General features: G+C 45.5%; 16 protein-coding genes. 9 read left to right on the plus strand and 7 right to left on the minus strand.

Going from position 1 to position 18,599, the window contains the following annotated elements; all coding sequences use genetic code 11:
• Positions 1-443: 443 nt before the first annotated feature.
• The 3 genes from cctA to FW758_RS12015 form a co-directional block, all read right to left on the minus strand.
• Positions 444-794, minus strand: a complete 351-nt coding sequence (cctA, locus tag FW758_RS12005; RefSeq protein WP_006081299.1) for a tetraheme c-type cytochrome CctA — start codon at positions 792-794, stop codon at positions 444-446.
• Positions 795-1,312: 518 nt separating this feature from the next.
• Positions 1,313-2,395: an AI-2E family transporter gene (locus FW758_RS12010; protein WP_446445506.1), complete on the minus strand. Its 1,083-nt coding sequence runs from the start codon at positions 2,393-2,395 to the stop codon at positions 1,313-1,315.
• A 220-nt stretch (positions 2,396-2,615) separates the two neighbouring features.
• The gene (locus FW758_RS12015; RefSeq protein WP_446445507.1) at positions 2,616-2,849 is read right to left on the minus strand and encodes a sulfurtransferase TusA family protein; all 234 of its coding nucleotides are present in this window, start codon (positions 2,847-2,849) and stop codon (positions 2,616-2,618) included.
• 113 nt (positions 2,850-2,962) lie between these two features.
• On the opposite strand from FW758_RS12015, the gene bepA reads away from it, so the two are divergent.
• The 4 genes from bepA (at position 2,963) to FW758_RS12035 (ending at position 7,613) form a co-directional block, all read left to right on the plus strand.
• Complete coding sequence (bepA, locus tag FW758_RS12020; RefSeq protein WP_006081296.1) at positions 2,963-4,432, plus strand: beta-barrel assembly-enhancing protease; 1,470 nt, start codon at positions 2,963-2,965, stop codon at positions 4,430-4,432.
• A 128-nt stretch (positions 4,433-4,560) separates the two neighbouring features.
• Positions 4,561-4,911, plus strand: a complete 351-nt coding sequence (gene arsC / locus FW758_RS12025) for an arsenate reductase (glutaredoxin) (RefSeq protein WP_446445508.1) — start codon at positions 4,561-4,563, stop codon at positions 4,909-4,911.
• 51 nt (positions 4,912-4,962) lie between these two features.
• Positions 4,963-5,337 carry a DUF2069 domain-containing protein gene (locus tag FW758_RS12030; protein ID WP_006081294.1) on the plus strand — a complete coding sequence of 125 codons (375 nt, stop codon included), beginning with the start codon at positions 4,963-4,965 and terminating at the stop codon, positions 5,335-5,337.
• A 320-nt stretch (positions 5,338-5,657) separates the two neighbouring features.
• Positions 5,658-7,613, plus strand: a complete 1,956-nt coding sequence (locus FW758_RS12035) for a hypothetical protein (RefSeq protein ID WP_446445509.1) — start codon at positions 5,658-5,660, stop codon at positions 7,611-7,613.
• Between the two features lie 214 nt (positions 7,614-7,827).
• Here FW758_RS12035 and hda read toward each other — a convergent pair whose 3' ends face one another.
• Positions 7,828-8,538 carry a DnaA inactivator Hda gene (gene hda / locus FW758_RS12040; protein WP_446445510.1) on the minus strand — a complete coding sequence of 237 codons (711 nt, stop codon included), beginning with the start codon at positions 8,536-8,538 and terminating at the stop codon, positions 7,828-7,830.
• Positions 8,539-8,605: 67 nt separating this feature from the next.
• Complete coding sequence (locus tag FW758_RS12045) at positions 8,606-9,697, minus strand: DUF2066 domain-containing protein (protein WP_446445511.1); 1,092 nt, start codon at positions 9,695-9,697, stop codon at positions 8,606-8,608.
• Positions 9,698-9,913: 216 nt separating this feature from the next.
• On the opposite strand from FW758_RS12045, the gene FW758_RS12050 reads away from it, so the two are divergent.
• Positions 9,914-11,164: a uracil-xanthine permease family protein gene (locus FW758_RS12050; protein ID WP_106650264.1), complete on the plus strand. Its 1,251-nt coding sequence runs from the start codon at positions 9,914-9,916 to the stop codon at positions 11,162-11,164.
• 155 nt (positions 11,165-11,319) lie between these two features.
• Here the strand turns inward: FW758_RS12050 and grxD are convergent, their stop codons facing one another.
• The gene (grxD, locus tag FW758_RS12055; RefSeq protein ID WP_011846572.1) at positions 11,320-11,652 is read right to left on the minus strand and encodes a Grx4 family monothiol glutaredoxin; all 333 of its coding nucleotides are present in this window, start codon (positions 11,650-11,652) and stop codon (positions 11,320-11,322) included.
• 224 nt (positions 11,653-11,876) lie between these two features.
• On the opposite strand from grxD, the gene sodB reads away from it, so the two are divergent.
• From sodB to FW758_RS12075, 4 genes are all read left to right on the plus strand, one after another.
• Positions 11,877-12,461, plus strand: a complete 585-nt coding sequence (sodB, locus tag FW758_RS12060) for a superoxide dismutase [Fe] (protein ID WP_446445512.1) — start codon at positions 11,877-11,879, stop codon at positions 12,459-12,461.
• Positions 12,462-12,746: 285 nt separating this feature from the next.
• Positions 12,747-14,681: a PrkA family serine protein kinase gene (locus FW758_RS12065; RefSeq protein ID WP_446445513.1), complete on the plus strand. Its 1,935-nt coding sequence runs from the start codon at positions 12,747-12,749 to the stop codon at positions 14,679-14,681.
• 66 nt (positions 14,682-14,747) lie between these two features.
• A complete protein-coding gene (locus FW758_RS12070) occupies positions 14,748-16,016 on the plus strand; it encodes a YeaH/YhbH family protein (RefSeq protein ID WP_259521433.1) in 1,269 nt (422 codons plus the stop codon).
• 9 nt (positions 16,017-16,025) lie between these two features.
• Positions 16,026-17,552, plus strand: coding sequence for a SpoVR family protein (locus FW758_RS12075; RefSeq protein WP_071938850.1), 1,527 nt, complete (start codon positions 16,026-16,028; stop codon positions 17,550-17,552).
• An 82-nt stretch (positions 17,553-17,634) separates the two neighbouring features.
• Here the strand turns inward: FW758_RS12075 and fadR are convergent, their stop codons facing one another.
• The gene (gene fadR, locus FW758_RS12080) at positions 17,635-18,351 is read right to left on the minus strand and encodes a fatty acid metabolism transcriptional regulator FadR (RefSeq protein ID WP_006081284.1); all 717 of its coding nucleotides are present in this window, start codon (positions 18,349-18,351) and stop codon (positions 17,635-17,637) included.
• Positions 18,352-18,599: the final 248 nt, after the last annotated feature.

The following is an 18,599-nucleotide window of genomic DNA, read 5'->3' on the forward strand; positions in this document are numbered from 1 at the left end:
GCTAAAGCAATATCAACTGGAAAATAAACCGGTCCTGCGCAGTAAGAAGAAGGATGGGGTGTATTAAGAATTATGGGGGATCTTGACGACCTACAATATTGTTCGGCTAGAGATGGCCGCAATGGCAGTACAGCATAAAGTTGAGCCACAGAGGATAAGTTTCATTAATGCCCTGTTTTTAATCCAGGATGAGTTTGGTTGGAGCGACAGAGGGAATCCTGGAGTGATCCCACAGCACTTAAAACGACTGAGGGAAAATGGCAAAAGGTTGATTTTACCTCCGAAGAGGAAACGACCCAGCTACCCGCGTGTGGTGCTAAAGAAAACGGTGAAATATCCAAGTAAAAATGCCACTCGCTCTTAAGCGAGTGGCATTAAGCAAATAAGCTGGCGTTATTTGTTTAGACTTGAAGGTTCACGCCAACGTTTCTATTATTTTTTGATTATTTTTTCAGAATAGTCGCTGGTGTACGGCCATCATCATGGCAGCTTTCACAGGTCGGTTTTTCACCTACATTCATATCATGCACCGCATGACAATCTGCACAGACTAAATTGCCGTCATGTGGTTTATGCACAGCGTCCATCTCAGCAAGAGAACCGTGACAGCTTTGACACTGTTCAAATTCAAAGGCACCATCCGCAGAAGGTGTGCCATCTTTATGACAGCTTTCACATCCACCCGACTCAGCGTGGAAATCAGACAATTTTTGATCTGCAGCAAATGCGGTTGGCGACAGCGCTAACGCTGCGAGACTAGCCCCGAAAAGCGCACTTAATAGTTTTTTGCTCACAATAGTATCCTCCAATGGCGATTGTCAGTGGAAATTCTTGTCAGGGTGACTTCCATCTCGCAACCAAAAGTAAATAGCACGACTCGATATAACTTAGCTAAGGATGTATGAATAAGCAAACCCATGCTAAGCACCCCAACTTTATCAACATACTCAAGGGTAAAATGTGCGCTGCATCATGTAACCACATGCTTATATAAGAGTTTTACATATGCCTAACCTAGAGGCTACATAATGTAAATCCCTAGAGCGACTAAGGACAAAATAAAAAGCCTGAATTAGACAATATGAGCTCTATTCGAGGGGCTTGAAGACAAATGACAAACCCCGAAGGCAATAACGCTAAACAGGAAATATAGCGAGTGATTGATGAATATGTGTAATGGAGACGAAACGTGGCGCCTATATATGTGCCTAAATGTGCGCCTGAACGCCCTACTCGTCTCTGGCATTGAAGTTCCATGACGGTACTCAATGCTCACAAGGACAAGCTAAGCAAACCGTTCAGCGAGTCGGCATCAACTCGCATCGAGTCCATGGAGAGTTTCAACCTCAGTTTTAGGCCAAGCGTTAATCACGGCTTTAACCAAGGAAGCCAATGGAATAGCAAAGAATACCCCCCACACGCCCCATAAACCACCAAAGACTAATACCGCGGCTATGATTATCACTGGATGCAAATCCACCGCATCGGAGAACAAAATCGGCACGAGTAAATTACCGTCGAGCGCCTGAATAATGCCGTAACCCAACATCAAATAGCCGAATTCAGAACTAAAACCCCACTGAAAAAATGCCACTAAGGTGATCGGCAAGGTGACTAAGGTTGCGCCAACATAGGGGATCAATACCGACAAGCCAGTCAACACCCCGAGCAACATTGAATACCTCAGCCCCATTAAGGCAAACAAGATATAGCTCGCGACACCAACCACCACGATTTCAATCACTTTGCCACGAATGTAATTGAAAATTTGCTGATGCATTTCAAACCACACTTTGCGGGCTAATTGACGATTAGCAGGGAAAAAACGCTTACTGCCACTGATCAGCTGATCTTTATCCTTTAAAAAGAAAAACACCAACAGAGGCACTAAAATCGCGTATACCATCAAGACGAGTAATGACGCTGAATAGCCAATTAATTGCTTAGCAATATCCAGTACATGCTGAGTATCGAGCAGTTTTTTAAGCTCTGCGACCATCAAATCTAATTGCTCAGGATTGATAAATTGCGGGTATTGGTTGATCAAGGTTTGTATCGTCAGCAGCCCTTTATCTATCATGCTCGGCAAATCGGCAATTAAGCTCACGCCTTGACGCCACACACTCGGAATTAAGCCAAATGTCAGTAAGACCACAATGCCCAAAAACAACACGATAACTAAGGACGCACCAGCGGTGCGATTAATGCCTAATTTCAGCATTTGCGCCACGGGCCATTCCAATAAAAATGCCAACACCAGCGCGACTAATAAGGGGGCAAGTAAACCTGCGGCAAAATAAATCACTAACGCGAACCCAACAAGAATAGCCATTAAGGTCACAGCTTGTGGATCACTAAAGCGCTCTTGATACCAACGAGAAAAAACAGTAAACATGGATCATTCCAATAGTGATGGTTGGCTAGGCTTCCCAAACGCTCAGGAAAGTTTATTTATCATGGTGTTATCTACGACGTTACTCAAACTACTTTCACTTCAACTTGTTAGCAGAACTGAAATCTTACGCCCAGCTAGCAAACTCATTTGGTGAACTTATCTAGCGTGCACATTAAATTAGGCCGCGACTCGGACAGGATTTAACATGGAAATCCTCAATTTATCCCAGAGATAGATCAACTTTGGTGATCATCAAGGCTAACAGACTCACATCATTACGCAACTCTTGCACGACGTGACCTTGTTTTTTTAAATATTGGGGAACATCTCGCCTCGAGCCTGAGTCAGAGAGTAAGATATGCAATTGCTCGCCGTCTCGCATTGGCTTCAATGCAAGCTTCACTTTAACTAAAGGCACAGGACAGCGAAATAGCGTTAAATCAATAAAAATCATAATGAACTTGCTATAGACGAACTTGGGCTATTATCCTAAGTTGCACCTCAAACTACAAGCTAAGTGCAGTATCTCTGCCTTTAGTTGAGATAATTAGAAATAAAAGGATCCGCTTGCGTAATTTGACTTTTTTGACTCGATTAAAACCTTTTGTTGCAGGCGCACTCTCTTTGATGCTGCTAACCTTCGCCGCCAAAAGCTTTGCTAACAATGACTTACCGGATTTAGGTACGGCCGCAGTTAACACCTTCAGCCTTGAAAAAGAAATGGTTTACGGTGATGCCTACATGCGCATTATTCGCTCCTCGGCGCCTATGTTAAATGATCCCGTGTTAAGTCAATATCTTACTGAGCTTGGCAACAAACTGGTCGCCCATGCCACAGGGGTAAAAACGCCCTTCTATTTCTTCCTGTTACAAAATGATGAAATCAACGCCTTCGCCTTCTTCGGCGGCCATGTTGCCGTGCACACTGGCTTATTTCTCAATGCCGATAACGAAAGCGAACTCGCCTCAGTACTCGGCCACGAAATTACCCACGTTACCCAACGTCACCTTGCGCGTTCGCTCGAAGCACAACAAAAGAGCAATCCTGCGACAATTGCGGGTTTACTCGGCGCCATTTTATTAACCATTGCCGTACCACAAGCCGGTATGGCTGCACTGGCGACGACCCAAGCGATGGCAACACAATCAAAAATCAACTATACCCGTTTGCACGAGAAAGAAGCCGACCGCATCGGTATGCAAATTTTGGTGGATGCAGGCTTTGATCCCAACGCTGCAGCGGATTTCTTTGGCAAGTTAGCCACTCGTTACCGCTTTACCACCACACCGCCACAAATGCTGCTAACTCACCCATTACCAGAGTCGCGGATCACCGAAGCCCGTAACCGCGCCGAGCAGTATCCTAAGCGTTATATTCCCGACAACCTGAATTTCCAGCTGGCGAAAGCCCGTATTCAAGTCCGTTTTTCCAGTTATAGCGACGAAGCGGTTTTAAGCATGTTTGACAGACAACTGAACAAACAGACCTACAGCTTTAAAGAGGCAGCGCTCTATGGCAAAGCGCTGGCCTTGTTTAGATTGAAGAAGTTTGGTGAGTCGGAAAAAATCGTCGATGAACTGTTGAAAATTGATGATAACAACCTGTTTTATATCGATACAAAAGCCGATTTACTGACCGAACGTAAAGACTACGCGAAGGCGATTGCGATGCTTGAAGCCCAGCGAAAAATGAAGCCAACATCGCAAGTGATTAACGCCAACTTAGCCAATATCTACCTCGAAGCTGACCAAGCCCCTAAGGCAATCCCTTTACTAGAAGATATGATATTCCTCGATAAGCAAAATCAGCTGCCCTATCAATTGCTGAGCGCTGTCTATAAAAAAACAGGCAATCAGGCATTGGAATATTTTTCCACCGCTGAGCTCATGGCATTAGGGGCTAACTATAAGGGCGCTATCGATCAGCTTAACTTTGCCTACCGTGCATCCGAAAGTAATCCCTTACAGCTTGCACGTATTGAAGCCCGTATTCGCCAATTCAAAATGGCCGATAAAGAGATGGAAGCACTTAAGTAATCAGTTGTTTTATAAATTAATTTAACTTAATAGCTCACTTATGCGCCCCGAACACACTGACGGGGCGCTGTTTTTTCTGTTATCATCCGCTCCATTGTTATTTCAGCCCGTATTGAGCCTCTAGCACTATGACCCAAGCGACGATTTACCATAACCCACGTTGTTCAAAAAGCCGTGAAACCTTAGCTCTACTTGAGCAACAAGGTTGCGATATTACCCTAGTGGAATACTTAAAAACGCCCCCTACGGCTGAAGTCATCGGCGATATTCTGGCTAAATTAGGCATCAGTGCTCGCCAATTAATGCGCTCCAAGGAAGCGGAATATCAAGACTTGGAACTTGCCGACACCTCGTTGACGGAGCAGCAATTGATTGAGGCCATGGTGAACACGCCTAAACTCATCGAACGCCCGATTGTGCTCGCCAATCAACGCGCTGCCATCGGCCGTCCTCCAGAGAATGTGCTCGCTATTCTTTAACCAATGATTTTAAAACAAAAATCGCTTTAATTTTAATCGTTAGGTAGACATATGACGTCCAACACCTTATTTACCCTTAGCCGTTTAGGTTACTTCGCGCTCGTTCTGCTATTAGGCGGCTGGTTTGTTGGCCAAGGGATTAGCGGTGAATACACTCTGCTATTTAGCCTATTATGGATAGTGCCATTATTACTACCTGCAAAAGGGGTTTTCCAAGGTAATCCATATACTTATGCTTGGGCGAGTTTTGTTCTGTGCCTTTATATGCTGCATGGACTGACACTGCTTTATGTCACTACCGATGCCTTCGCTTTTGCATTAATCGAAGTATTGTTGATTGGTGTACTGCTGATTGCCTTCCCCTTCTACGCTCGGATCCGTGGTCGTGAACTGGGATTAGGCCTGAAGAAAAAGTCTAAAGAATAAGCCATTGCATATTAAGTGATTTCAGTGCCGTCTTGCCTTACTGGGTATGACGGCATTTTTATATCGCAACGCCAAACTCCGCTGCAGATCTGCGTTCAAATATCCCCTTCATCCTCAGTTCAATGCCCAGCTAAACAAACAGTTAAACGAGCTGTTAAATAAACAGTTAAACCGTGCAAAATTAACATTTATTATACTTATGCTTACTTTTTGCAACCTAACCCTCGTGCTATAGTCAGTTTCTCATCGTGGGACTTTAGTATCCAGTGAGTCACAAAAAGTCTAATCGCACTGCTGAGTTAACAAGGGAGAATGCTGTAATGGGGATATCGATGCCACTGAAGCTTTTGGGATTAATGGCCTGCTCTAGCCTACTCATGGCGTGCGGAGGCGGTGGAGAAAGCAACACAGATAATGGCGGAGTAACGCCCCCCTCCGCCTCACTGCCACGCTGCACAGATAGCATTTCGCCACTTCTTGTTACCACATCATCCTCAATCCGTTTTCAAACTGAACCGACTTATGTGGCAGGTCAATCCAGTGCCATCATTGCCAACATCCTTAATCGCGATAGCCAAAACTTAACCTTTCGCTGGCAGCAAATCGATGGACCTATCATACAATTAGTCAGTCAAAACAGCCCGGTATTAGCCTTTGATACTCCCACCGCAGGCGGCTACCGTTTTAGCTTACATGTTACGGGAAGTAATCTAGATGTCAGCGGAGAAATTGGCATTAATGTCGATCCCGCATCGACGGGTATACTGAACGTCCGCCAAGATCACCAAGTGGTTGAAGGTAATAATGTCAGCTTAAGGCTCGGACAACAATCAGGATTAAGCGCAGCGAATATCTCTTGGTGCGTGGCGTCTGGCCCTGATTTAATGGTCGATTTGAGCGACCCATTTAGACCTTTATATACCGCGCCAACGATCGCCCAAGATACAATCACTCGGCTCAAAGTGAACGCCAGTATCAACGGTAACTCACTCAGTGATGATACTTTTGTACTAACAACCGCCGCGCCGGCGATCAGCTCGCAATATTTCGATACCCCAGTGGCGCGCACTCACGCCTATCGTCCAGCTTCGCCTTACGCCAATGTACTAGCGGGCTGCGTTTACTCTAATCAGCTCAATGATAGCTGCACTATCAATATCTTACCTTTGATAGGCCAAACCTCAAGCGATCTAAATCGCGAGACCATTCTTAATCGTGTACTGGTTTCCCACGACTGGATGGGCGATAACTTTGCCGCCTTTTTAGCTCAGATGGACCCCAACAGCGATTTTGCTCGCCTGTTACAATCCGTCACGGCCGTGGTGATTAGCTATGACGTGCGCCCTTCCTTCTATTGGGTGGTAACAGGGGCGATTTATCTCGATCCAGACGATTTATGGCTTACGCCAAGCCAGCGTGACACCATTAATGAAGCGCCGGATTACCGCAGTAATTTCGGTGATGATCTTAACTTTGTGATGCCTTGGCGTTATGTAAAAGACAATCAATATGCATCACTTGGCGTACCTATCACCGTCAGAGCAGACCGAACGTTAGCACAAATCAATCCTGATCTAGCCTCATTGCTGTATCACGAGCTAGCCCATGCCAATGACTTCTTCCCCCGCAGCGTACATGCCTCACTCACAGGGCCAAGACTGCTAGATGATTACAGTCGCCGCAATGCCAACAAGAGCCTGATATCTGATCAAGTCAGCACCAGCTATCCACTAATGAGCACTGAAATGATGGGACTTGCCAATGTCCGTTTCCTCGGCGCAGCGGCGAATAATGTGCAAAAGGCCTATCAACCATCGGATGTGAGTACATTCTTTTCTACCGATATCGCCAGCGACTTCTATGCCTATTCCAGTACCCGTGAAGACACGGCTATGCTGTTTGAAGAAGCCATGATGAGTTATCGCTATCAGATATTACGTGATGTCGCCGTCACCAATAAACCTGCGTTGTTAACCGCTGATACGCTGATTATTGACTGGGGACAAAGAGGTAGAATTGCACAAGACAGCCTAGAGAATCGCGCTGCACTGGTGATTGATGAAATTCTACCAGAGCTTGATGGCATCAGTCTGATAGAAAGCCTACCCGAGCCGATTGCCATGACCCAAGGTCAAAGCTGGCGTCAAACATTAGCCATATCGCCTGCGAATGCGCAGCTCAAAGGCCAAAATAATGCACAGGCAAACGATGTGCTGCCACGCTTTGAGCCTGAACTTCGCTTAAGTGGCGACCGGCACCGACATCCTCAGCAATAGAGGATTTAAGCTTTAGATAAACAAAAAGCCCGTCTGCATTCAGCATGACGGGCTTTTTTTGGGCTTTACGCTGAAGGGATTTTACATTTTTGAGTGTTTACATCGCTCAACGCTAATTCAAAACCAACTCACAACTAACTCACAACCAACTCAAAAGAATGTTCAAAACACGCTAAAAAGCCGACTCAAACCATGTATTAATCCAATCTTGCTTTTAAAGATGCAGCATCTCTTTGGCAAAGGGAATGGTGAGCTTGCGCTGGTGCACTAATGAGGCTTTATCTAACTTATCCAGTACATCGAACAAGGTACGTAAATCCCGCGCCATTCGGTTCAGCAAAAAACGTCCCACGTCTTCCGGCAATTGCAGGCCACGCATGGCGGCGCGGCGTTGCAGTGCGGCAAGTTTCTCATCATCAGCCATAGGTTGCAGTTGATAATTCAACCCCCACTGCATACGTGAAACAAGATCTGGCAAGAGGAAACCCGCATCCGCAGGAGACGAACTGCCACTGACCACCAAGGCACAATTTTTATGTTCGGCGACGCGATTATAGAGATCAAAAATCGCTTCTTCCCAGACGGGGTGACCGGCGATGGCATCGACATCATCGATACAGACTAAATCTAACTGTTCTAGTCCTTCAAGCAAGGCGGTCGAAATGCTCGCATGTATGCCTAAGGGAATATAAAAGCTGCGACGTTCAACTTCATTGGCGTGGGCACAAGCGGCGTGCATTAAATGGGTTCGACCCGATTTGACTGGGCCCCAAAAATAAATGGCGGCTTCACCCTGCCCTTCGGCATTGGCTCTCAGTTTTTGAATAAGCTCATCATTACCCGCGGCAGGGTAATAACTATTAAAGGTTTCGTCGTCTGGCAAATGCACAGGTAACGAGAGTTGCAGAGGTGAGTTTAAGGGCACTCGGTCTTCTCAATATCAAATAAAAACAATGCCGCGCTTAGCATGGCTAAGCACGGCCGATAACATCTTAAGGTAAACGCCATTCATACACAGGCTTGCCTGTTTGGTTAGAGACTGGACTAAATTCCCCCGCGCTAACAGTTGCAACCACAGAAATTCGCGGCTCTAAGCTTAATAAACGTTGTAAATCCGTTTCTGAGCCAAACAAATCTAGCGAGAAGGTCACGGTATGACCTTGAATATGCGTTAACGTGGCATTTTTAATCGCGCTGAGTTGTTTCAAATATTTTTCAACTTCAACTAGTTGCGCCATTTTTTGAATATTCACAAAAGTGACACTCGCGCCTTGCTGTGTACCAGTATCAGCAATCGCGTACTTAGTAAAATAGTATTCGCCTAACGCCGCCATCATGGCTTCAATCGCCTGAGTCGAATTTTCAGCAGTGCCGTTGTAGCTGAATAACGGTGGCGTCAAAGAGTCAATGGTGGCCTTAGTATAGAGATTTAAACGATAACGAACTTGACTGCCAGCGGCATCAATCGCCACCAGCGCCAAAAAGTCAGCTTGATAGCGGCCAGAGACACTCGCCACGATATCTGCAAACATACCTTTAATATCGTTAGGATTAATCCCCATCAACTCATCAAGATCTAAGATAGGCAAAAGTACCGGAATTCCACGTGCATCGGAAAAATCACTAAAGAGTTTACGTTCGGCTAACGCAGACGAGTCACCCAATATCACAGTGTCGCCATCACCTGGCATTGCGACCCAAAATAAGGTCAGCGGGCGTTGTGTTCCCCAAACCGGTAATTGCGCCTGACGCAGTAGCGCCACGATGCGACGGTGTTCAAAACTGGCCGTTAACAGTAATTGGCCATTCTGCTCGATATAACCATACTGGCTCAGCAAGGTATCAGGATTACTGAGCTGAGATTGGATCAGACTGTTATCGAGGGATCGCGCCGTACCAGTGTTCTTGATAATGACTTGCTCAAGTGCACTTTTTAAGGCTTTGTCGCGTTCAGCAACCGCGCGCGAAGACACAGGCACATTGGCCTCATCTAATTTACTCACCTCAACAGCATTGACGCTATTAATCGTGAACAGACAATATAGAAATGCAATTAAGCTCGGCTTCAATAGGAATTTCAGCATCTTTGAGTAGTTGAAGTAACGTCAGATGGGGCAAATTGTACCATAGTTAGCGCCTTAAGCGAGTCTTGGCAAAATTTAGCCCCATTTCGGTGCCAGCCATGGCATGGAAAATCCAAACAGTGATCCGAGTCGGCAAAACGGGCGATTTTCTTCTGCTCAAAATCCAACAAACTGATATCATTTGGCGGTTTACCCTAATATTAACGAGAATAATAAATGAGACGACTCGCAATCCCCCTACAGGGCGCGCAAATGCTGTTTGTAGCCTTCGGTGCCCTAGTGCTAATGCCGCTACTGACAGGACTCGACACCAGTGTGGCATTGTTTACCGCAGGTATCGGCACCCTACTGTTCCAATTGATCACTAAACGCCAAGTGCCTATCTTCCTTGCCTCATCCTTCGCCTTTATTGCCCCCATACTCTATGGCGTGCAGACTTGGGGCATTCCCTCCACCATGGGCGGCATTATGGCCGCGGGCGTGGTCTACGTCATGCTCGGCGCCTTGGTCAAAGTGCGCGGCACCGACTTCATCCATAGGCTATTACCGCCTGTGGTAGTGGGTCCTGTGATCATTATCATTGGCCTTGGCCTAGCTCCAGTTGCCGTGAATATGGCATTGGGGAAAAGTGGCGATGGTAGCTTGACCCTTGTTGACACCAATACTGCGCTATTTATTTCACTCGCGTCACTCTGTACCACAATAGCAGTGGCAATTTTTGCCAAGGGCTTACTCAAAGTCATGCCGATTTTAGCCGGGATTATCGTGGGCTACGGCTTAAGTCTTGCCTTTGGTATTGTTGACTTTGCCGTAGTGACTGCCGCCAGTTGGATTGCGATTCCTAAATTTGTCGCACCCGAATTTAACTGGCATGCCATCGCCTTTATGATCCCAGTGGCAATCGCTCCGGCGGTTGAACACATAGGTGATATTTTGGCGATATCCAATGTTACAGGTAAAGATTTTATGAAAAAACCTGGCCTACACCGCACACTAACGGGAGACGGTGTCGCCACAATTGCCGCAGCGGCCTTCGGTGGCCCGCCAAACACGACTTACTCAGAAGTCACTGGTGCTGTAACCCTAACGCGCAATTTTGATCCAAAAATTATGACTTGGACCGCCATTACCGCCATCACGTTGGCCTTTGTCGGCAAACTAGGTGCGCTGATGCAAACCATTCCCGTCCCAGTCATGGGCGGTATTATGTGTTTGTTATTCGGCTCAATTGCAGCCGTTGGCCTCAACACCCTTATTCGCAATCATGTGGATTTGTCTGAGCCGCGTAATTTAAGCATTGTCGGAGTCACCTTAGTATTTGGTATCGGCGGTATGGCATTTGGCATAGGTTCATTCAGTCTGACCGGTATCAGCTTGTGCGGCATTGTCGCGATTACCATGAACTTATTATTGCCTGCAACCAAGCCACACGATAAGCACAATGTGTCAGATGTCGCCCCTCACTAATTTTTGCTTGGGGGCTTGAGGAATCACAGTGTTATTGAAGTGTTTGTTGTAGTGGTTTTTTAGCAATAGAACTCTGAAAAGCAGCGACAAAAAAGCCGCCATGATATTAATCATGGCGGCTTTTTCATTCATACTTATAAAATAAGCATTAACGCTTATTCTTCAGTCTTGATCTTAGCGGCAGCGGCTTTAATCAAAGGTTGTAATTCGCCTTTTTGGAACATGTCCACGACGATATCACAGCCACCGATCAACTCACCTTCAATCCACAATTGTGGGAAAGTCGGCCAGTTAGCAAACTTAGGTAATTCTGCGCGAATGTCTGGATGCTGAAGAATATCCACGAATGCAAACTGCTCACCGCAGTTAATCATGATCTGAGCTACCTGTGACGAGAAGCCACAGCTAGGCAACTTAGGAGAACCTTTCATATAAACAATGATAGGGTTTTCCGTGATCTGCTGCTTAATTTTCTCTACTGTTTCCATTTTGATTCCTAAGTAGGATGACATTGACTCAATGCAGCTATTGTACGTCAGCTAGAGGCAGAACAAAATCCCACAGTTTGTAAGGTTATGCCCACATTTGATTTTTCGATGGCGTCTATCTAGTCAATTAGCTAAACAATGATTCACATCACAAATTTTATCGGTACAATAGTCCTAAGTGAGCACGTTTAAAAACGATAACCTAAGACCATGGAGAGATACTAATGGCTTTCGAATTACCCGCATTACCATATGCAAAGAACGCACTAGAACCACACATTTCTCAAGAAACCATTGAATACCACTACGGCAAGCATCACAACACTTATGTTGTTAAGCTAAACGGCTTAATCGAAGGAACTGATTTCGCTGGTAAATCTTTAGAAGATATCATCAAAACTTCTACTGGCGGCGTATTCAACAACGCAGCTCAAGTGTGGAACCACACTTTCTACTGGAACTGCCTAGCACCAAACGCTGGCGGCGAGCCGACTGGCCCAGTTGCTGATGCAATCAAAGCTGCTTTCGGTTCATTCGACGCATTCAAAGCACAATTTACTGATTCAGCAGTAAACAACTTCGGTAGCGCTTGGACATGGTTAGTGAAAAAAGCCGATGGCACACTTGCTATCGTTAACACTAGCAATGCTGCAACGCCACTGACTGACAGCTCAGTAACGCCAATCATGACAGTTGACGTGTGGGAACACGCTTACTACATCGATTACCGTAACGTGCGTCCTGACTACCTTGCCCACTTCTGGCAATTAGTTAACTGGGACTTCGTTAACCAAAACTTCGCTGGTTAATTCATTTAACCTATCGTTGTTGACTGCTGTATGAGCAGTGGGTTAATCCCAGTAAAAAGAGCCTTAGTGGCTCTTTTTTTATGCCCCTCGTTTGCCGTACATCCCTTATCCCGCTGATTGCCCCTCCGTAAACTACAAGTGCAATAATTGCGTTTGCAACTATTTGTTATTGTTTTATTTGATATTTTTTTGACACAGATAGTGAGTTTATGTCTAAGATTAGAGTAGGAGGCTGGCTAGCCAGTTATCCGTTCCATGACATCACTGGCGTTTCAGGGGGTTTATATGGGCATTTTCGAGCATTACCAAAAGCGCTACGAACAAAAACTCGATGAAGAATATTCTTTGCAAGAGTTTCTGGATATCTGCAAAGAAGATCGCAGCGCTTACATGTCAGCATCAGAGCGACTACTGCTTGCAATCGGTGAAGCAGAAGTTATTGATACCGCAAAAAATCCAACACTTAGCCGTATTTTTTCGAATCGACTTATTTCACGCTATCCCGCATTTAAAGATTTCTTCGGCATGGAAGATGCCATAGAGCAAATCGTGGCTTATCTAAAGCACTCGGCTCAAGGATTAGAAGAATCCAAACAAATTTTATACCTACTGGGCCCAGTGGGCGGCGGTAAGTCATCACTCGCCGAAAAACTCAAAGCCCTGATGCAAAAAGTGCCCATTTATATTCTGAGCGCAAATGGGGTACGTAGCCCTGTCAACGATCATCCCTTCTGTCTATTCGATTTAGAAGAAGATGGTCAGCTGTTAAAAGATGAGTTCAACATTCCTAACCGCTATCTCAAAACCATCATGTCGCCTTGGGGGGTAAAACGTCTGCATGAGTTTGGTGGCGATATCTCCAAATTTCGGGTGGTGAAAGTCTTTCCATCAATTCTGGACCAAGTGGCGATAGCGAAAACAGAGCCCGGTGATGAAAACAACCAAGATATTTCCTCCCTCGTCGGTAAAGTGGATATTCGTCAGCTCGAGCATTTCTCCCAAGATGATGCCGATGCTTACGCTTATTCGGGTGCATTGTGCCGCGCAAACCAAGGGGTGATGGAATTCGTCGAGATGTTTAAGGCACCGATAAAAGTGCTGCATCCACTACTAACTGCGACGCAAGAAGGCAACTATAACGGCACTGAAGGCCTATCGGCCCTGCCCTATAGCGGAATTATTCTGGCTCACTCAAACGAGTCCGAATGGTCAACCTTCAAAAATAACAAAAACAACGAAGCCTTCCTCGACCGGGTTTACATAGTCAAAGTGCCCTACTGTTTACGGGTTTCGGAAGAACTGCAAATCTATCAAAAACTGCTGATCAACTCTGAGTTATCAAAAGCGCCCTGCGCGCCAGGGACCTTAGAAACCCTAGCGCAATTTAGTGTGTTGTCGCGCATCAAGCCACCTGAAAACTCCTCCACCTACTCTAAGATGCGGGTGTATGACGGTGAAAGCCTGAAAGATACCGATCCTAAGGCTAAGTCTTACCAAGAATACCGTGATTACGCGGGTGTCGATGAAGGCATGAATGGGCTATCCACCCGTTTCGCCTTTAAGATTTTGTCGCGGGTATTTAACTTCGATCATTCAGAAATCGCCGCCAACCCAGTGCATTTATTCTATGTACTCGAACGGCAAATTGAACAAGAACAGTTCCCCGGCGATACCGCCGAACGCTATCTGGAGTTTCTAAAAGGTTATTTGATCCCTAAATACGTCGAGTTTATCGGTAAAGAAATTCAAACCGCTTACTTAGAGTCTTACTCTGAATACGGCCAAAATATCTTCGACCGCTATGTCACTTACGCCGACTTTTGGATCCAAGATCAAGAATACCGCGATCCAGAAACAGGTCAGCTATTCGACCGCGCCGCCCTCAATGCTGAACTAGAGAAAATTGAGAAACCCGCGGGGATCAGCAATCCTAAAGATTTCCGTAATGAAATCGTCAACTTTGTACTGCGCGCCCGCGCGAACCATGAGGGTAATAATCCGCTCTGGACCAGCTACGAGAAACTACGCACTGTGATCGAGAAGAAAATGTTCTCCAACACAGAAGATTTACTGCCTGTTATTTCCTTTAACGCCAAAACATCGAACGACGATCAACGTAAACACGATGATTTCGTCAATCGCATGATGGAGAAAGGCTATACCAAGAAACAAGTCCGACTCTTGTCTGAGTGGTATTTACGGGTTCGTAAATCTTCTTAAACTTGCGCTAACTAAGTACAGGGCTTTGGTGTTGCCAAAGCCTTCGCTGGGTTTTGGGAGGTGCGTATGGCGAACTTTATCGATAGACGGTTGAATGCGAAAGGAAAAAGCACAGTCAACCGCCAACGCTTTATCAATAGATATAAGCAACAAATTAAAAAAGCCGTCAGCGATGCTGTGACTCGCCGCAGCGTAACGGATGTAGATAAAGGCGAAAAAATCAGTATCCCCACCCGGGATATCAGTGAACCTATGTTTCACCAAGGCAAAGGCGGTGTCAGGGACAGAGTGCATCCCGGTAATGACCAATTTACCCGTGGCGATAAAATTGACCGGCCACCCGGTGGCTCTGGCGGCGGTTCGGGCAAAGGTGAAGCCTCAAATTCGGGTGAAGGCGACGATGACTTTGTGTTCGAAATATCTAAGGATGAGTATCTAGAATTACTGTTTGAGGACTTAGAACTCCCCAATCTACAAAAAAATCGCCTTAATAAACTGGTGGAATACCAAATCTACCGTGCGGGATTCACCAATGATGGCGTCCCCGCTAATATCAATATTGTCCGTTCATTACGTTCATCACTGGCACGTCGCATTGCGATGTCGGCCAGTAAAAAGAAATTGTTAAATGAGTTAGAACAAGAACTTGCCGAACTGGAAAATATTCCAGGCACTAAGGCCGAGTTGATTCTGGATTTAAAAGCCCAAATTGAGGAGTTAAAACAAAAGATTGCCAGAGTGCCGTTTATCGATACCTTCGATCTACGCTTTAATAACTATTCCAAAAGGGAAATCCCTTCTAGCCAAGCCGTGATGTTCTGCTTGATGGATGTGTCTGGTTCTATGGATCAGGCAACTAAAGATATGGCAAAACGCTTCTATATCTTGCTGTATCTGTTCCTCACCCGTACCTATAAAAATTTAGAAGTGGTCTACATTCGCCACCACACCCAAGCTAAAGAAGTCGATGAACACGAGTTCTTTTACTCCCAAGAAACGGGCGGCACCATAGTGTCCAGTGCATTGAAATTAATGCATGAAATTCAACAAGCCCGCTACCCCGCTGATGAATGGAATATTTACGCAGCCCAAGCATCCGACGGTGATAACTGGGCCGACGATTCACCAACCTGTAGGCAATTGTTAGAACAAAAAATCTTGCCACTGGTGCGCTACTACAGCTACATCGAAATCACCAATCGCGCCCATCAGACCTTGTGGCGTGAATATGAATCCCTGCAACAGCATTACGACAACATCGCCGTGCAGCACATACGTCAAGCCGAAGATATTTACCCTGTCTTTAGGGAGCTATTCAAGAAACAAGCGGTTTAAGGGGGCACTATGGGGATAACTAAATCAACACCTTGGACACCACTGAGCGATGGTCCTGACTGGAGCTTCGAGCTACTGCAGGACTACCTCAAGGAAATTGAACGGGTAGCAGCACTGTATAAGCTCAGCACTTACCCAAATCAAATTGAAGTCATCACCGCTGAGCAGATGATGGATGCTTATGCGGGCATAGGTATGCCCATTGGTTACACCCATTGGTCCTTTGGCAAACGTTTTATCGAAACCGAGCAAGGTTACAAGCGCGGCCAAATGGGGCTTGCCTACGAAATTGTGATTAATTCTAACCCCTGTATTGCCTACCTTATGGAGGAAAACACTATCACAATGCAGGCACTGGTGATCGCCCACGCCTGTTTCGGACATAATAGCTTTTTTAAAAACAACTACTTATTTAAGACATGGACAGATGCCAGCTCGATTATTGACTACCTTGTTTTTGCCAAAAACTACATCAGTGATTGCGAGCAAAAACATGGCGTAGCACAGGTCGAAAGCGTCATCGACTCCTGCCATGCGCTAATGAACTATGGTGTCGATCGCTATAAACGCCCCTCTGAAATTTCATTCCGAGAAGAACAAGCAAGACAAAAAGATCGCGAGGCGTACCTTCAAAGCCAAGTGAATGATTTATGGCGCACGATTCCTACCCAGCAACATGAACAGTCTCAATTGAAGAAACGTCGTTTCCCCGCAGAACCGCAGGAAAACATCTTATATTTCATCGAGAAAAATGCCCCTTTACTGGAACCATGGCAAAGGGAAATTATCCGCATTGTACGTAAAATGGCGCAATATTTTTACCCGCAAAAACAAACTCAAGTGATGAATGAAGGCTGGGCCACCTTCTGGCACTACACTATTTTGAATCACTTGTATGATGATGGCGTGGTCACTGACCGCTTCATGATCGAGTTTTTGCAAAGCCATACAGGCGTGGTTGCCCAACCCGACTACAACAGCCGCTATTACAGTGGCATCAATCCCTATGCTTTAGGTTTTGCCATGTTTACTGACATTCGGCGTATTTGTGAAAATCCAACCGATGAAGATAAAGCCTGGTTTCCCGACATCGCCGGCAGCAATTGGATTGAAACCTTACACTTTGCAATGCAAAACTTTAAAGACGAAAGTTTTATTAGCCAATATCTTTCACCTAAAGTCATCCGCCAATTTAAGTTGTTTGGTATCCATGATGATGAGAAACGCAATTATCTGTCGGTATCGGCAATTCATGATGAACAAGGTTATCAAGATATTCGCCAGTTATTATCGCAGCAATATAACTTGTCGAATATTGAGCCGAATATCCAAGTGCATAATGTAGAGATCAACGGTGATCGTTCCTTAACCTTGCGTTATGTGCCGAATAACGATATTCCCTTAGCCAGCAGCCATAAAGAAGTATTAAAGCATTTACATAGATTATGGGGTTTCACTGTCACCTTAGAGCAAAAAAATGAGGATGCGAGTGTAACAGTATTAGCATCCTGCCCTGAAGCGGCTAAACCAGAATAATAAACCGAATAAAAAAGCCGTTTCCATTGGAAACGGCTTTTATGTATTTATCGCTATTTTAATGCGACATCAATCGCAGCAATTAATTATCCTGTGCGATAGACGCGGGCATATCATCGCGTAATTGTAACCACATCTTACCGCTGTTCATGCCGTAGGTGCGCATCAGCGCAGGGACGTCGAGATAATTTTTCGCCTGGGCCAGTAGCTCTAACTCTTTGTAAAAGTTCAAAGCCAATAAACGCGCATCGGAACTAGTAAAATAATAGCGACCGACTCGGCTATACAATCCCTTAAATCCATTTAATATCAATACGTAAAGTGGATTTCCAGAGGAAAAAGCTAAAGTGTGATGCAATAAATAGTCAAATTCGGCATAGGATTCCGCCGTATCTTCAAGTTGGTGAATTTTGGCGAGCACATCCACAGCGGTATCTGGGTTATAACGCAAAGCACCGCGGAAATAGATAGCGCTGACGTTAGTACGAGCCGACAAGAGTTGGTCAACCAATACCGGAAATCCTTCGGGATTGAGATCGGCAATCGTCTCAAGAATGTTTAAGCCTGAGGTTTCCCAGAAGTTGTTCACTCGCGTTGGTTTACCGTGTTGGATTTTCAACCAACCGTCACGAGCCAAGCGCTGTAGCACTTCACGCAGAGTGGTGCGAGTCACACCTATCAATTCCGAAAGCTCACGTTCAGCCGGTAAAATGGACCCTGGAGGAAATTTATTATCCCAAATGGATCTCACAATATACTTCTCTGCAAAACTTGCAGGTCCTTTGGCATTGATAATCATCAGCCCACTTATCCAGTTGTTGTGCGTCGTAATGGTCACTGATCATACCAGAGCGGTAAAAAATGGAAACCATTCACTTAAATTCACTGTGTTATCGCCGTGTAAATGTCACACAATCGCTCAAAAAAACGACCAAGATCAAGGCAAGAAACGCCAATTTTGCCGATTAGCTCCGCTTTTTGAAATGTGGGTATCAGTATCTCGTTACATTAGCTTTCTCTTTAGGCTAGACTGATTTAACAAACGCA

This window comes from Shewanella sp. 1180_01, from assembly GCF_052850535.1.

What these genes read in the sequence shown, in the direction of transcription:
- FW758_RS12010 (WP_446445506.1), bottom strand. Translation starts at nt 2,395, where the DNA reads ATGTTTACTGTTTTTTCTCGTTGGTATCAAGAGCGCTTTAGTGATCCA.
- FW758_RS12015 (WP_446445507.1), bottom strand. Translation starts at nt 2,849, where the DNA reads ATGATTTTTATTGATTTAACGCTATTTCGCTGTCCTGTGCCTTTAGTT.
- arsC (WP_446445508.1), top strand. Translation starts at nt 4,561, where the DNA reads ATGACCCAAGCGACGATTTACCATAACCCACGTTGTTCAAAAAGCCGT.
- FW758_RS12030 (WP_006081294.1), top strand. Translation starts at nt 4,963, where the DNA reads ATGACGTCCAACACCTTATTTACCCTTAGCCGTTTAGGTTACTTCGCG.
- FW758_RS12035 (WP_446445509.1), top strand. Translation starts at nt 5,658, where the DNA reads ATGGGGATATCGATGCCACTGAAGCTTTTGGGATTAATGGCCTGCTCT.
- FW758_RS12045 (WP_446445511.1), bottom strand. Translation starts at nt 9,697, where the DNA reads ATGCTGAAATTCCTATTGAAGCCGAGCTTAATTGCATTTCTATATTGT.
- FW758_RS12050 (WP_106650264.1), top strand. Translation starts at nt 9,914, where the DNA reads ATGAGACGACTCGCAATCCCCCTACAGGGCGCGCAAATGCTGTTTGTA.
- grxD (WP_011846572.1), bottom strand. Translation starts at nt 11,652, where the DNA reads ATGGAAACAGTAGAGAAAATTAAGCAGCAGATCACGGAAAACCCTATC.
- sodB (WP_446445512.1), top strand. Translation starts at nt 11,877, where the DNA reads ATGGCTTTCGAATTACCCGCATTACCATATGCAAAGAACGCACTAGAA.
- FW758_RS12065 (WP_446445513.1), top strand. Translation starts at nt 12,747, where the DNA reads ATGGGCATTTTCGAGCATTACCAAAAGCGCTACGAACAAAAACTCGAT.
- FW758_RS12070 (WP_259521433.1), top strand. Translation starts at nt 14,748, where the DNA reads ATGGCGAACTTTATCGATAGACGGTTGAATGCGAAAGGAAAAAGCACA.
- FW758_RS12075 (WP_071938850.1), top strand. Translation starts at nt 16,026, where the DNA reads ATGGGGATAACTAAATCAACACCTTGGACACCACTGAGCGATGGTCCT.
- fadR (WP_006081284.1), bottom strand. Translation starts at nt 18,351, where the DNA reads ATGATTATCAATGCCAAAGGACCTGCAAGTTTTGCAGAGAAGTATATT.